At 36.0% G+C, this 15,669-nt stretch carries 10 protein-coding genes; 1 reads left to right on the top strand and 9 read right to left on the bottom strand.

All coding sequences use genetic code 11. The features are described from left to right. Window positions 1–221 precede the first annotated feature (221 nt). From AC4BC3_RS06100 to AC4BC3_RS06065, 8 genes are read right to left on the bottom strand one after another with little or no spacing between them, the layout of a single operon-like run. Entirely contained in the window at window positions 222–1,223 is a 1,002-nt protein-coding gene (locus AC4BC3_RS06100; RefSeq protein WP_490467247.1) for an alpha/beta hydrolase, read from the bottom strand. Further along, entirely contained in the window at window positions 1,224–3,155 is a 1,932-nt protein-coding gene (locus AC4BC3_RS06095; RefSeq protein ID WP_490467246.1) for an alpha/beta fold hydrolase, read from the bottom strand. Next, entirely contained in the window at window positions 3,152–4,876 is a 1,725-nt protein-coding gene (locus tag AC4BC3_RS06090) for a DUF4091 domain-containing protein (RefSeq protein WP_490467245.1), read from the bottom strand. Before AC4BC3_RS06090 ends, AC4BC3_RS06095 begins: the two co-directional genes overlap by 4 nt. A 17-nt stretch (window positions 4,877–4,893) precedes the next feature. Then, the gene (locus AC4BC3_RS06085) at window positions 4,894–5,871 is read right to left on the bottom strand and encodes an alpha/beta hydrolase (RefSeq protein ID WP_490467244.1); all 978 of its coding nucleotides are present in this window, start codon (window positions 5,869–5,871) and stop codon (window positions 4,894–4,896) included. A gap of 22 nt (window positions 5,872–5,893) precedes the next feature. Next, window positions 5,894–7,243: a glycoside hydrolase family 1 protein gene (locus tag AC4BC3_RS06080; protein WP_490467243.1), complete on the bottom strand. Its 1,350-nt coding sequence runs from the start codon at window positions 7,241–7,243 to the stop codon at window positions 5,894–5,896. Then, window positions 7,240–8,121, bottom strand: a complete 882-nt coding sequence (locus tag AC4BC3_RS06075) for an ROK family protein (RefSeq protein WP_490467242.1) — start codon at window positions 8,119–8,121, stop codon at window positions 7,240–7,242. The genes AC4BC3_RS06080 and AC4BC3_RS06075 overlap by 4 nt, the downstream gene beginning before the upstream one ends. A gap of 24 nt (window positions 8,122–8,145) precedes the next feature. Further along, window positions 8,146–9,480 carry a PTS sugar transporter subunit IIC gene (locus AC4BC3_RS06070; protein ID WP_490467241.1) on the bottom strand — a complete coding sequence of 445 codons (1,335 nt, stop codon included), beginning with the start codon at window positions 9,478–9,480 and terminating at the stop codon, window positions 8,146–8,148. Between the two features lie 12 nt (window positions 9,481–9,492). Then, entirely contained in the window at window positions 9,493–11,703 is a 2,211-nt protein-coding gene (locus AC4BC3_RS06065) for a glycoside hydrolase family 3 N-terminal domain-containing protein (protein ID WP_490467240.1), read from the bottom strand. Between the two features lie 102 nt (window positions 11,704–11,805). Here AC4BC3_RS06065 and AC4BC3_RS06060 point away from each other — a divergent pair, with 102 nt between their 5' ends. Continuing rightward, window positions 11,806–12,975 carry a helix-turn-helix domain-containing protein gene (locus tag AC4BC3_RS06060; protein WP_490467239.1) on the top strand — a complete coding sequence of 390 codons (1,170 nt, stop codon included), beginning with the start codon at window positions 11,806–11,808 and terminating at the stop codon, window positions 12,973–12,975. Window positions 12,976–13,141: 166 nt separating this feature from the next. Here the strand turns inward: AC4BC3_RS06060 and AC4BC3_RS06055 are convergent, their stop codons facing one another. After that, a complete protein-coding gene (locus tag AC4BC3_RS06055) occupies window positions 13,142–15,280 on the bottom strand; it encodes a HelD family protein (protein ID WP_490467238.1) in 2,139 nt (712 codons plus the stop codon). Window positions 15,281–15,669: the final 389 nt, after the last annotated feature.

Raw genomic sequence — 15,669 nt, 5'->3', positions numbered from 1 at the left:
CCTCTCTATAGCTACTTTTTTTATTAACTATACGACTACCGAAAGTAAACATAAGTCTGTCAAACAAAGCCCTCCTTTAAATGTTGAATTAATCATAACAGACCATTTTGATGGTTTCAACAGCAGCAAAGACATACCATGCATCTAGTCAACAGGAAACTTTAATTTTCATGATGATGAGCAAAAAGACTGAAACAAAGGTATGTTTCAGTCTTTCTTTGTTAACTTTGATCATTTACAAAACGAACCAGTGCATCAAAGGTTTTTTTTGCTTCTGGTTTACTAAAATCAAATTGATATTCATGTCCTAAAGCTGGTTTTTTATACGAAATTTCTGTAACAGATAATTCTGCTTTCTCTAAAGATTTTACAGTAGTTTTCATTTGTTCCGTAAATGTATTCTCATTCCCATCCGTAAAGAAAAAAGCCTGTGATAGCTCATTGGCATGATTTGCTAATGTTAACTCTTTGATATCTGTGTCATTCACAAAATCTTTTTGGTCAAAGTATGCCCAACCACTTTGTTTAAATAAGAAACTTGAGATGGGGTCATCGACATCTGCAAATTTATCTGGCTCAAGCAAGCCAGAAAGCGAAATGAATTTCTTCACTTGCGTACTTTTTAGTACAGGGTTCAATTGATTAATGTCTTTCAAATGTGAATTAGATAAATGAATTAAATATTCACTAGCAATTTGTGCGCCCGCTGAGTCACCGCCTAATAAAACCTGTTCCCAGTCGATATTAGCAATCGTACGTTCTTTGATTGTTGCTATTGCTTCATTTAATTGTCTAACAGGTGTTGAATATTTTGCTTCTGGAGCAAGTTCGTAGTTCAGATTGACTATGACCGTTTTTGTTTCTGCACTTAACATTGTTAAGTAATCTTCACAATCCTTTTTGTCTCCACCAACATAGGCACCTCCATGAACCCAGAATACAATAGGCATTTTTTCAGATTGTTTTTTAGGAATATAGACATCCATGAGATTATTTTTTCCCGTTGATTGATAGTTTATATCCTTCTCAATTGATACTTCTTGTGCGTCATGCGTATAAAAATCTGGTCGTGGATAAACTTGCGCTTGCTGGCTTGTATCAAATTGTTTACGAACGAAATGGCTGACTGGACTAGGTGTTAATTGAACGGTTAGCCAACCTCCGAGAAAAACCATCCCTACGAGTATTAAAGTCCCTAATAAAATTCGTTTCAACCACTTCATCTACAATCTCCTTTTCCGCCAAAAACTGATGACTCCGACCATTACGACTACCAAGCCTCCCAAAATTGGCGATACTATTGATTTCTTTTCGCCAGTTTTGGGATAACTTTTTGGTCTAGCTTTTGTTGCTGATGCTTGCGAATCTTTCTTTGTTTCAGATCCTGTGCCTTTTATATCTTTTGTATTTTTTGTATCTGATGTAACTATTGGCTGTGAAGAAGATAGATCTGTTGTTGTTTCTGAAGTATCAGCGTTTGTAGAAGAGTCAATTGTTGATGAGGAGACTTTTTTATATCTATAGGTCACAACTGGAATAGTTTCATTAAATGTTCCTTGCTCAAGACCTTCAACAGAAAATAATTCATAGTGATCAAATGTTTTTGCTTCTGTTTGATACGACTCTCCATAAGAACCAGAAAGTATGAGCTCTTTATCTGATAACAGACTTTGGTTTTTTTCGTCTACATAACGTACTTTTACTTGGTCATCAAAAACTACAGCTAAAAAGTCGCTCACATGCTGATTATAGGTCGTCGGATCCACTTTTTGTGCCTCACCATGTCCTGCTCCATTGATTAAGACCAAATCTTTGTACCCTTTTGACACATCATAAAGATTTTGTGCATTTGAAACGGGTACGACGTTATCTTCCGTTCCATGAATCAGTAACTTAGGTATATTCGGTTGGCTCATTCCTAAAATCGGAAGATTTTCAGTCGTATTTAAATGTAGTTCTTGATCAAAGTAGTTTTCTTTTAGCAGCTGCATATAAAGATCTTCATGTGCCTGATCTGCAACAATGTCTAAATCAACAATTGATGCTAAGTCTTTTAGTGCTGGAGCAACTAAGTTCGTATACGTATAACGTAACTGTTCATCAATGGATTGGAAGCCACAGTTTTCAATGATGCCCTTTACATTTTTTGGTATGGGTTTCGCCAAAACAGACATCATTGTTGCTGCCCCCATTGATCCACCATACAATAAAATACCTTGATTCGGTTTTGTTTGAACTTCACGATTGATCCAGTACAACACATCATCTGACTCATATTGTCCATACGTAACGAAATCTCCGTCACTTCCACCAGTAGTACGGGAATCAACAAATAATAAATTGTACCCTGCCTGATAAAAATTATCGTATTCTGGTGTCACCACACCGTTGTCCCAATTTCCACGAAAACCACCATGGATCATCACTGTTTTGTCAGAATTCTGATTGACGTAATATGCTTTTAAGTTCATTGATTTCCCTGTCTGACTATTCAGCGCAGTTCCTTCTAATGGCTGTGTATTCGGATAAAAACCTGTGTATTCAGAAGGTGATGTACCATCATTATTTGCTAATAAAGACATAAAGTGACTGTCCTTTGCAAAAGCAATATCATACAGCAAGTAGGTAGACATCAATTGTTTGATTACTAATGAATCCACTTCAAATTGTGTTTTCGCTAAGCGAAGTTGCCCACTATATAACATCAAAAAGCCAAATTTGAATCCATCTCCACTAGTCGTAGCAAACAATGTATCCAATTTTCCACCAAAATAATTCAAATATAAGCGTGAGTTAAAATTATCTCCTTTGCCAATTGCATCAAGAATTGCCTGTTCATCGGGATCAGCAACTTTCGTTTGATTGGGATCAACAGATGTATCCGTTGTTGTGTTAGTTGACTCGGTTTCCTTGGTGGACTCAGTTTTCGTTGAGTCACTAGTATTTGAAGTATTAGTGCTTGTTTCATCGGTCTGTGAATCAAGTGTTGTACTGGTACTTGTTTCACTTGTCTGTTGTGTATCGGTTGTTGTTTCAATTCGTTCACTGGAACTACTTGCCGTATCTTCATTGGTTACCGCATCTGCTGAAGAAAAAGAGATACCTGATAAAATCAACGCACTAATTAATGTAACTACTTGAAATTTTTTCTTCATTGTACACTGCTCCCTTGGCTTATTTGGGTTAATTGCTGGATCAATGACGATCTCAAGTGCTGATATTGTTTCTCCGATAATTGAAATGCTTGTTCATTGGCTTGATGACTATCCAGCATCCATTTTGTCGAGTCGATTTCTAAGAATCCTTCTAAAATGTTCTTGACTGCGTTCTTATCCTGTTTTTCCGTCGCTTTTAACAACCAGAAATCTTCAATGCCACGTTTTAATTGTTTGTAGCGTAAAGAAAGTAGCAAATGACCATTGGTTCCAGGATAGATCAAACAGTTATCGCCAATAGGTAAAGCTGCAGTGTTGTAACGAATATCAGTACGTGCGTTAGTTGGCCAACAATTCAATGCCCATCGTAAAAGTCCATCTGTCTTGAAAAAGTAAGCAAGAACACCTTGTACTCTTGTTTCTAATAGTGGACTGTGCAAAAAAGTATTCGGTTTTGACGGATAGTTGCAAACATAATATTGTGTTTTTCCCGGAAATTTTTTTGTTAGTTCTTGGTAATTTTGACAGGTACAATAAAACGATGTCACAGGATAGTCAATCACTGGTAACAAACTGTGTAAGACCTCTTCTTTGTCAAAAGCAACTTTTGTTTTAATTGTGGGCTCAATCGCTTTTAGTTCCTGTAATGCTGTCATAAATTGATGGATTTCATGTTTTTTTGGCTCATCAGCATTGAAATAACTTTTTTCCCAAACGCCAATTTCTTTCAAATGGGTGACTAATTGTTCCAAATAGGCAGTGAAATCACCTTTTTGCTCAATAAATGCAATTCGCTTTGTGCTTTCGTCAAAATAACGAAGAACTAATTTTTCAGTGTGCTCAAATTGTTTATTGATCGGAAAATAAGGTGGAGACCAAACACCTAGTAATCCAAAAAGATTAATTTCTTGATTAATGCCATAATTTGCAAAACAAGCAAGATAGCGATCCAAAATTGAAAAATCACAAAGTAGCTTTCCCGTTTGATCTTTCCGAATTGGAATCATAGAGTATTCGTAAAGATTAGCCGGGTAATCTTTGACAATATAATTAAACCAACCTTTCCAAGGAATCTCTCCAGCAATAACCGTTACGGATTTTTGTCCAATCTCAGATAAAAGTTTTGCCATTTTATCAATTAATTCAAAGTGCGCTTCTCCCCATAAAGGTACTTGAAAAGTGCGTGCTAAATTAGATGGTTGTTGCCACAGATCTAATTTGAACTCTTCTTGCGGACAATCAGGAAAGACAAAGTCTGAAACCATTAGTTCAACTGATTTTTGTAAGATCAGTTGTTCCTCTTGATTGATAAATGACCGGTAAATTGAAAAATCAATGGAATAAGAACCACTTAATAGGTCTTTACTTAACGGAATTTCGACATAAATAGGTGCATAACGATCACCACTAAATGTATGCGCGCGTTCTTCAAGTAATTTGTCTGCGTAAGCAATCTCATCTTTTCCCATATAATAATCTACAAACTGTGCCTCATAAGGTAAAGTTGTTTCAATAGATACACGATACATGGGAATCTCGATCTCATCTGGAATAGCGAATTGATGGTCTAAGCTAAACTGATTTTTTTTGCCGTCATGTAATAAAATTTGAAAAGCTGCGCACTGGTTCCGAAATCCAATTATTTTTTCCAACTGTTGCGGACGCGTTTGGCTAAGATTAGTCGAAGCCTTGTAACTTTCTGGTACAATCAAACATTTCATTGCTTTCTTCTCGCTTTCTAAAAATTTTTCTCGATTTTTTCTTGAACAAGTGTCAGTTTCGTTGATGAAAAAATCTCAGGTGCTAGCCGATGCAGTTGATTCAATGTAAACTTACGAATGATTTTGTAATAACTTTTTTCGGAAAGTTTCGGAAATTCTTTGATAAGTAGTTCTTGTATTCGCTTTTCTTTCATTAAATGCTGTAATGATTGCTCGAACAAAGGTTTAAGTGATTCCTCTTCTTCCCCCTGTGCCAAAGACTTAGGTTGTGACCAATTCAATTCAAGCCATTCGTAAGCTAACTCAAACCATCGAGCAAACCGCTCATCAATCATTTCAGGTGACGCACCAAACCATTTCGTCGCTAACGACAAACCATGTAATCCTTTTTGAAAAATATGACTTTCAAAGGGAACATCATTTGCTTCTAATGCAGCTAAATAAAGTAAAGAATTCTCAATTGGCACCACATTGTCTTCAAATGTCGAAAATAAAAATGTTGGTGGTGTTTCTGGCGTAACACAAGCATCTAACGAAGGCGCTTCGATTTTCATCACTTCTGCAAAGGAAGCTAAAATAGCAGGATAACCTAAAATACACAAAGCAGGTTTCTCCTCTAATAAGGTCGACATTGCTGCTGCTAAATGACCACCAGCAGAAAAACCTATCACCGCAATTTGGTCATGTGCGACTTTAAAGCATGGATCGATTTTTTTGATTTCAATTAGGGCACGTTCACCATCTTGTAACGACTGCTCAAAATCTCGTTGTTCACCCACGTGATAGCGTAAAACACCAGCATGGTATCCTTTGGCAACGAAAGCTAAAGCAATTGGTTCTGCTTCTCTTTCGCTACAAAAACTATAACCTCCACCTGGGATCACTAGAATAAAAGGCCGTTTTTCAATTCGATCCATTGAAACTAACTGATCATTTAAATAAAGCGTTAATCCCGTATCAGCATGAGGATCAAAAGTTATTTTTTTCGTATACATAGTGACACCTCTCACTAATTATTTATAGTCCGTTATTTTCAATCACTTTTTGATACCAATAAAAACTATCTTTTTTATAGCGGGCTAGATCCAACAAATTCTCTTCCGTTCGATTCACATAAATAAAACCATAACGCTTCTCGATTCCTTCGTGGGTACTGATCAAATCAATCGCACTCCAAGGACAGTAGCCGATAATCTCCACACCATCTTGTACGGCTAATTCCAACTGCTCAATATGATCTTTCAAATAATCAATTCGATAATTGTCATGAACTTCTCCAGTAGTCGTTAATGTGTCCTTCGCACCAATGCCGTTTTCGGTAATCAAGAGTGGCAAGCGATAACGTGAATAAATCTCATTTAATGTAAAACGAAAACCTGCTGGATCAATTGGCCAACCAAATTCTGTTAGAGGTAGATGCTCATTTGAAACAGCTTGGAAGAAACCAGGAATGCCAAAACCTGATTGTTGATCGATTTTATTTTCCTTTTCATAATAAGCTGAAACCGTCATTGTATTGTAATAATTGAATGCAATATAATCACAGGTACCAGCAGCTAAGATTGCTTTGTCTTCTTCTGTTACAGTAGGAGCTGCACCAATGCTTTCTAATAAATGCCAGGCATTATGATTATAGATTCCGTAGACAGCAACATCTAAAAACAACCAATTGCGTAGCGCACTCATGTACAAAGCGGCTAACTGATCTTCTGGTTTATCAGTTGCGGGGTATACACTAGCGATGTTGGGTGCTGGTCCAATTTTTCCTTGGTGACCTTGTTCATGAAAGTGTTTTGTTACTAAGGCTTGGGCAACTAACATATGATGATTTTCTTGAAATTTTTCTTTCATTGATTTGGTACTTGTTCCAATGACAGATCCTGCAAGCGCCATCACATTTTGTTCATTGATTGTTTGCCAATAAGGAACCTTTTTCCCAAAGCGTTCAAATAACAATTGGCAATAGTTTGCGAATTCGTCAATCGTTTCGCGGTTTTCCCAGCCACCTTTTTCTGCCATATAAACAGGTAAATCAAAGTGAAACACTGTTACGACTGGTTCGATATCTTGGTGAATCAATTCATCAATCAATGACTCGTAAAAGGCAATCCCCTCTTCATTTACTTGACCATTTGGCATCACTCGACTCCATGAAATGGAAAAACGATATGCTTTCAAGCCAAGTTCTTTGAAAAGTTGCACATCTTCTTTAAAGCGATGATAGTGATCAATGGCTACTTTGAAATCAGTTGTCCCTTCAGGAATCACCTTATTATCTTGAACAGAAGGTCCTTTTCCATCCTCATTCCAGGCACCCTCCACTTGGTATGCACTTGTGGATGCGCCCCACAAAAAATTTTCTTTCATTCCTTCGTTCCCTCCGCTGCACCAATCAAATTAGCATCTGCTTTAAATTTTGCCGATTCAATTGGTATTTTTCGTAATGTTTGTTCGATTATTGGTGAAAGTTCAAATAATTGATTATAGCGATGTTGAATTCCGTCAATCAATATTTTTTGTCGGCTGATTCCTCCACCAATTATGATTTTTTCAATGTCTAAAATCGTTTGTAAGTTGAAGCAAAGAATGGCTACTTCGTAACAATAGGTCGCAAATAGTTTTTTTGCCTCTTCATTCGTTGTCTGTTTCAGCTGTTCAAATACTAATTTCCCGTCTTTAGGAAGTTCAAGGACTTTTGCGAGTTGTTCAATCAGCGCTACGGCTGAAAGCCCTTTACCAACAAAAGAATCCGTACCTAAAATGGTACGATCACGAATCAAAAAACTGATTTCGCCTGACTGATGGTGCGTTCCTCTGTATAGTTTTCCATCAATTACCAGACCCAATCCGACACCTGTCCCTAAAATAAGTGCTGCAGCATTCTTGGTATTTTGTAAATTCCCTTTATTCAGTTCTCCAAGAGTAGCGGCTTTCGCATCATTTTCAATCACCACTTCACCTGAAAAAATGGCGTTCATATGTTCTACTAAATTTACTTGATCCAAATAGGGTACTGCACCACCAAATTCAACGACACCAGAGTCTGTGATAGAACCGGGTACAGCTAAAGCAACCTTTTCAAAGGTCGCTTTTTGCTGATATTCGTCAATTAATTTTTGAAATAAATGCGTTAATTCTGACAAGCTTTCTGGTGTAGGTACACTTTGTTTATCAGACAGCTGGTTTCCATATACCAAGGCTGACTTCACAAAAGTTCCACCAATATCAATACTTAATGTTTTCATTCTTTTCCTCATTATCATCCTCGTCTAAGCTTGAATTTCATCTTTCTTTTCAGTTGATACATTATTTTTTTCTAAAGCAAGCTCCAACTCATATTCTTTTTTATCCGCGATTTTAATAAATGGATACCACATCACGATCCCAATCCCTAAGCAAATCAACATCAAAATTGTATAATTTACCCCACCAGCAAACGGCATTTTAATAAAGGTTGGTGTAGTCCATGGTAAAAGAGACATTGTTGGATTAAGTGAAATCGGTAAAATCGTACTTGTTAATCCCCACGTAACAAACCCTGCAATTAATTGTGTGAAAACTTGTGGTATAAAGAAAATTGGATTCAAAATGATGGGCATACCAAACATCAATGGTTCTGTGATATTAAAGATGGATGGAATAAATGACAGTTTTCCAAGTTGCTTCATTTTTGCCGATTGACAACGAATCATGAAAAATGTAACAAATCCCATAAAACCAGCTGCGTACATTCCCATATAAATCACTGATGGTAACAAGTAAGGCAATTTTTCTCCACTTTGGAAGGCAGTCATATTCCCCACAATCATAGTCATGCTGATTGCGCCAAGAGGTCCTTGCAATACGGCATTATGAATACCAAAAAACCACAATACAGCCAGTAATTCCATGATGATAATAATTGAGATTGGACTGGCAACTAGTGAATTCAAAGGCGCATTGATTACATCAATAAAGAATTGAAAGATGCTGCCAGATACAGTGTAACCAAATCCTACACGGATACAAAAAACCAGCGTAAAGATGATCGTAACCACAAAAACTGGCGCAAGTGACTGCGTGACCATCGGTGGAACACTTTCTGGTAATTTGATCATCAAATTTTTCTTTGACAAATAAGCATAAAATCGAGTAACCAATAATGCGACTAGCATTCCAATAAACAACCCTTGTCCACCAAGATAGTCTAATCTTAAAGCACCGATTGCTTGTTCTGTTGCCTCTCCATTTTGGGTAACTGTTGTCATAACTTGTTGTGGCATCAACATGATAAAACTAGCCAAAGAAATCAGAGCTGCATTTCGTTCATTTGTTTGTAATTGTTTGGCATAAGAAAACGCTAAGCTATAAACAACATATAAAGAAAAAACACCAGTCACGCCATTGGTGATTGCTTCTACGTGCTGATAAATCCCGATTTTCGTCAAATAATCGATCCATCCAGGAATTGGGAAATTGCCGATGATGGTCAGTAATGCGATTCCCAAGGTTAATGGACTTGTCCGAATAAATCCTTCCATCAATGCACCTAATACTTTGTTTTGTTGCAATTTCTGAGTCAGTGGCAATAATTTATTTCCTAAAAATGCTTCTAATTTTTCCATAACGAATCTCCTTTAGCTGATTTTTATTGGTAGATTTTCTTGTTTTCCTAAGATATCTAATTGAAGAACATACTCTCCAGCATCGAAATGTAAGTCTCCTTGGTTATCAAAATAAGTGAACGCTGTTTTCGGAATTTCAACTGTCAACACTTTCTGTTCATTTGCTTTTAAGAAGACATGCTGGCTAGCAACCAAGCGTTTGATTGGTTGGACGATTTCCGCTGAAAAATTAAGCAAATAAATTTGCGGGGTGATCCATCCATCATGCTCACTCTTATTTTTTAGTTCATAAGAACAATAAATCATTTCTTTCTTTTCCTTTGCTGCTTGCCAGTGACCAGCAAATGTCGCATAACTTAATCCTGCGCCAAATGAAAACAACGGTTCATTTGGTGCATCGATATACTTGGATACAAAACGTTCACTGTGTGTGCTGCTAGCTACTGGTCGACCAGTAGCTGTTTGGGCATAATACACAGGAATTTGACCTTCGTTTTTTGGAAAAGACATTGACAATCGAGCGGATGGATTCGCTCTTCCTGTCAAAAGATTCGTGATTCCTTTTCCGCCCATCACACCTGGAAACCAGACGACTAACAAACTGTCAAAATACTCCTCTACTTCAGTTAACACTAAGGGACGACCTGTGTACAGCAAACCAATAATTGGTTTATTTAATTCAGCTAATTTCTTGATTAATCGAATTTGCTTTTCTGGTAACTGAAGATTTGTTTTTGAAGCACCTTCCCCACTTTCCAAAAATTGTTCGCCAATCGTTAAGATAATCACATCTGTTGCTTTTGCTTGTTCAATCGCTTGTTGCAACAGAAAGCTTTCATCTTCGATTGGACCATTCAATTGCTCAAAGCCAGTCTTCATTGGGCCAAATTGTTCATAGTTCTCATAAAGATTGAATCCTCTTGTGAAAAAAAGTTGTCTTTCGTCAAATTGCTCTAATAGTCCAGCTTTCAGTGTAAAAACATCTGAAGATTTTCCACTGACGGATGCCCAAAAACCTAATGTAAAATGGCTTTCAGCATAGGGACCTACGACAGCGATTTTTTGATTGGATTTTGGTTTCAACGGAAGCAAAGATTCATTTTTTAATAGCACACAACTTTTTTCAACTAATTTTGTAGCAACAGCTTTCGCTTCATGTGTTAAAATTTCACCCGTGTTCACCTGCGTCAGTCCTCGGAAAGGTTCTTCAAACAAGCCTAATTTATTCTTCAAGACTAAGATACGCCAAACTGCTTCATCTAACTGTTTGGCGAATTCGGACTCCTTGATCAATTCAGGTAATCCATTGGCATAAGTAGCTGTCATCATATCTAAATCAACACCAGCAAGCAACGCTTTTTTGGCTGCATCTTTTGAATCTTTTGCAAAACCATGGGTTTCCAATTCTGCAATTGCTGCATAGTCTGATACCAATACGCCATTAAAACCAAATCGTTCTCTTAGAATTTTCTGGTTCAACCATTGATTTCCAGTTGCTGGAACACCGTTCAATAAATGAAATGCTGTCATAACTAATTCACAATTTGCATCGATTGCTGCTTGATAAGGCTGTAAATATTCATTGAATAATTTTTGATTGGATAATTCAACTTGGTTATACTCACGCCCACTTTCTGGAGCTCCATAAGCAGCAAAATGTTTGATGCAAGCTGCAACATGGTTTTCTTTTAAGTACATTTCTTTTTCACCTTGATAACCATTCACCACACTTTTTGCGAATCGTTTACTTGTATAAACGTCTTCGCCAGGAGATTCCATTACGCGTCCCCACCGTGGGTCACGAACTAAGTCCAACATTGGAGAAAAAACAACATGTATTCCATTCAAGTAACTTTCTTTAGCAGAAATTTCAGCTGCTTGCTGAATCAAATCAAAATCGTAGGACCCTGCTTGTGCTAATGGAATGGGAAAAATCGTTCGAAAACCATAAATGATATCTGACATAAATAATAATGGAATTTTATGAGAGCTATTTGTTAACACATCTTTTTGAATCTGATATAGTTTTTGATAATCATTTACGTTATAAATTGAACCAATTTCATAAAAGTTCGGCTCTTTTTTAAATCCCAGTTCTTTCACTGGACCGGTATTCATTACACCACTTTCAACAAAGAGATCCCCATTTAACTGAATGGTTTGAGAAACTTTGTCGTCAATCGATAATGAATCAAATAGTTCTTTTAACTTTTGCTCTTCCATCTCGCCCTCCTGTAACCGTTTTAAATTTCAGGTTGATTATATAAAGATTTCATACTAAGATATACTAAAATAAATGACTTTATATCAAAAAAGGAGTATCTAATGGAATTTGAAGCCCTCTCATTAATTTTAAAACGTCTTTACCATAAATATCTCATTCCTTTGTTTGTTATCAATGACGAAGGGCACATTATTATTCCACAAAATTCTGATTGGACCATTGATTACCTGAACCAAGACTATTTAAAACTTCCGCCAAAAAATACCGTTTTCTTTTATGAAGATCAAGACTACTTCTTTTCTACTTTTACCTGTGATTTATCTGATAAGAATTACCAAGTTTTAGTGGGTCCTTGTGGCATTTTAGGGACAAAGAGTGATACTTTTACTTTCCACGATCATGATTACTTAGCTGGCGTTCATTACTCAAAAGAAACACAACCAACTTTTGTTGAGTTTGTTGAACTCCTCTACTCCCTCTTAAATGGGCAGGTGCTTTCAAAGAAACAACATAAATGGATCTATCGAAATCGAAGAGTTACTGCACATACTGAAACGATATTGGCGGATAATTTATACAATCGAAGATTCGAGGATCCATTCCTTGATTCTTTTGAATTTGAGAAAAGATATGTTGAAGCAGTTCGTCGAAATGAACCAGAAAAAATCGAATGGTTATTTAAAAAGGTAAACTACACATATAACTCAAAGCTTTCTCACAATAAAGTCGAAAATTTAAAATATAAATATTCTGGATTGATCACTATTTTGACAAGAGTTAGTGTGAATGAAGGTGTCCCAGTTAATCAAGCGTATAGTTTATCGGATTCATTACTCCAAAAGCTCCAAAAAATCCATACAATAGCAGAATGTATGTCGCATATCAAGGAAACATCTTTTTTGTTTATGGAACTCATCCACGATTTTCCCTATTCAGAAACCAATTATTTGGTAAAAGACCTGTTGAACTATATTGATACACATATTTATGAGCGGATTACCTTAAAAGATTTAGCAGAATCTGTTCAAAAACATCCAACACATATCACTGCCGAATTTAAAAAAGCACTTGGACAGACAGTTCATACCTATATTAATCAAAAAAAAGTAGCTGAGGCTAAACACCTATTACTTTTTACGGATAAAAGTTATAAAGAAATTGCAACGTTGCTCACTTTTTCTAGTCAAAGTCACTTTATTCAAATATTTAAGCAATTTGAAAATCTGACTCCATTAGAATTTAAAAATAAACATGTCACAACTGTTTTTTAACGCAAAAAAACTCCTACCCGGTAAAATTTGGGTAGGAGTTTTACTTTGTTTTGACTGTTCTAAAATGGTTCAAGAAATAAATAAAAATCTTGTCTATTTATTTCTTGAATACGGTTCAGCAGAAATAGGAGTACTGTGTTTAAACAGCTTCCTTTACTTAATCAATTCAATTTTGCTTCAACTGTTTGGTTAAAAAATTTGTCAATTCTTCTTCATACGTCATCCACAACGCTTGCGTTCCACGAGAAATCGCTGTATAAAGCAGTCGTTGATCTTGTTCCGTCTGATAATTTTTGGCCGAAACATTGAATAAGATAACATTGTCAAACTCTAATCCTTTTGCTAATTCAATTGGTAAAATTTGTATTTTTTGAGACATATGATCAGAAAGTAATATCTGTACATCTTCTGCTTCTGCTAATGTTTTTGTCAAGATTGTATAATTTTTTTCCGGATCAAACTGTCCGACTAATCGATTGAATGCTGACGTCTGATCGTAACAAAACCAATGAATAGCTTCACCGTCTGGACGGATAGGAGTAATTTGCATGTTTTCCGGATTTTCCAGTAATGACGCAAATAATTTGGTGATTGCACCACTTGAACGATAACTCGTTGTCAATTGATAATAAACAATGTCTTCCCCTATCATCTCAGTGATTTCAGAAAAAGAAATCTGACTATTAAAAATACTTTGATTTTCGTCTCCCACCATTGTCAAATCAGCATGTGGCCAAAAATGACGAATTAATTGAAGTTGAGCAGGTGTGTAATCTTGAATTTCGTCAATCAAGATGACTTTGTAATCCAATAATTCAAACTTTTCAACTAAAGTATGGTGAATAAACAATTGGATGATGGCTTCATCAAGTGTCCAAATTTCTGGTAGCAAATATTTTTCCCCAGTAAATGCTTGATACAGTTGTACAATCAAGTTTGTACTGTCTATCCAATCCAACTCGTTGATTTGCTCTGTTACTTTCCGATATTTTTTTCTTAACAAGATTTCGGCATATTTTGCTAACGCTGCTTCTGAGTGTTCAGTTAATAACTTACCAAAATATTTTTGTTGTTGTTTTTCTGTCAGTTCCAGTAACTGATTTCGCAATTTTGCACTTTGGCTTTGTTGCAGCAAATGATGTTCCCACTGCTGAAGCATTTTTTCCTTGGTACCTGCAATTCGTTCACGTAAGCCATAATTTGTTGGTGTCGCGTTAAACAATTCAGTAATTTGTTCAGACGTAAAGAAAACTTGTTTCTTCTGGTTGATTTCATTGAAGGTAATCTGTAGTGAAAGAGTATTTTCTAAAATAAATGTGATAAATTCTTGGCTTCGCAAAATGCGCTCTTTTTTGGTTATCTCTTGCCGAATGATTCGTTGAAAATAAGTTGTCTCATCTTCTACTTCAATTTCTGAAAAGTCTCTTGCTAATTGTAAAATAGTTAAAGTCGGCGGATTTTCTTCCCCTAAACTAGGCAAAACATCTGCAATATAATGACCAAACGCTTGGTTAGGTGAGAAAATCAACAGATCTTTTGCAGAATATTCCTGCTGATTTTGATAAAGGAGATACGCGATTCTTTGCATGATTGTCGAAGTTTTTCCACTGCCAGCTACCCCATTTACTAGCACATTTTTTGCTTCTTGCTCGCGAATAATCCGATTTTGCTCTTGTTGGATTGTCGCCGTAATATCTCGCATCGTGCTTGAAGTATTTTGTGCCAGCACATCGAGCAACACATCATCTTGAATGGTGGTCTTAGTATCAAAATAATTAATTAGTTGACCTTCCTTCGTGATTAATTGTCGACGATTTTGAATTGCCACTTCAATTTCTCGTTCATCCACTTGATAATGAGAATTCCCTAATTCATTGTTATAAAATAGTTCAGCAATCGGCGAACGCCAGTCGTAGATCAAATCGAATCCTTTTTCAGTGGTAAAACCATTGATCCCAATATAGAAATCTTCTTCTGGCTCTTCTTCTAAAAAGTCCACAGAAATTTTACCAAAATAAGGTGAGGCTAATAATCGTTCAACCTTTTTCAAATTTTTTCTAGCAGAATCCAGTTGAATATTGTACTGATCGATTTGCCGATTCAAAGCTTCAATATTGGCAAAGGTGTCTAAATTATCCGTGATATTATCCATATTTAAGCGAATATCACCAGTCATTTCTTCAATGTGTTGTCGCCCATGCTGATCTTTTTGTTGAATCAACTGCAGTAATCGCTTTTGTTCTGCTTTCAACTCTCGATAAACTGACGTTAAATGCTGTTGTTCTTTCTTCTTTACATCCTTCAAGAAAACACGCCCTTTGCCTATTTTATAAATTGCTAAAACTGTGTCGTAAATGATTTATCTACGGAATAGCAGTTTACAGCCACTTCAGGTCAAAAACAAGGCTACAATTACAATTTTTTTTGCGGTATAATAAAAATGTAAGAGAAGAACTATTTTATGACATTAAGTGTGGACTATTTATTGGTCTGCTTTTTTTGTACTGTCAGAGTTACTCGTTTGTTTTCTTGTTTATTTTTTTATCTCTTTTATCTCTTTTTTTTAATCCATGATAGAATAATAATAGTAGAACGTTTACGAAGTTGTTTAATTTAAAAAACATACAAGATATTGAAAATATCATGATAATATGTCACTATTCTTTTTTTGATTTGTACATTAGTTTTATTACA

The organism is Enterococcus sp. AAFC-DPL-6103 (assembly GCF_058216595.1).
Note: the sequence above shows the minus strand (reverse complement) of the source record. Positions and strands in the feature narration are given on the sequence as shown.

Excerpts from the sequence above, each read along its gene's own strand:
- AC4BC3_RS06100 (WP_490467247.1), bottom strand. The coding sequence starts at position 1,223 with ATGAAGTGGTTGAAACGAATTTTATTAGGGACTTTAATACTCGTAGGG.
- AC4BC3_RS06095 (WP_490467246.1), bottom strand. The coding sequence starts at position 3,155 with ATGAAGAAAAAATTTCAAGTAGTTACATTAATTAGTGCGTTGATTTTA.
- AC4BC3_RS06090 (WP_490467245.1), bottom strand. The coding sequence starts at position 4,876 with ATGAAATGTTTGATTGTACCAGAAAGTTACAAGGCTTCGACTAATCTT.
- AC4BC3_RS06085 (WP_490467244.1), bottom strand. The coding sequence starts at position 5,871 with ATGTATACGAAAAAAATAACTTTTGATCCTCATGCTGATACGGGATTA.
- AC4BC3_RS06080 (WP_490467243.1), bottom strand. The coding sequence starts at position 7,243 with ATGAAAGAAAATTTTTTGTGGGGCGCATCCACAAGTGCATACCAAGTG.
- AC4BC3_RS06075 (WP_490467242.1), bottom strand. The coding sequence starts at position 8,121 with ATGAAAACATTAAGTATTGATATTGGTGGAACTTTTGTGAAGTCAGCC.
- AC4BC3_RS06070 (WP_490467241.1), bottom strand. The coding sequence starts at position 9,480 with ATGGAAAAATTAGAAGCATTTTTAGGAAATAAATTATTGCCACTGACT.
- AC4BC3_RS06065 (WP_490467240.1), bottom strand. The coding sequence starts at position 11,703 with ATGGAAGAGCAAAAGTTAAAAGAACTATTTGATTCATTATCGATTGAC.
- AC4BC3_RS06060 (WP_490467239.1), top strand. The coding sequence starts at position 11,806 with ATGGAATTTGAAGCCCTCTCATTAATTTTAAAACGTCTTTACCATAAA.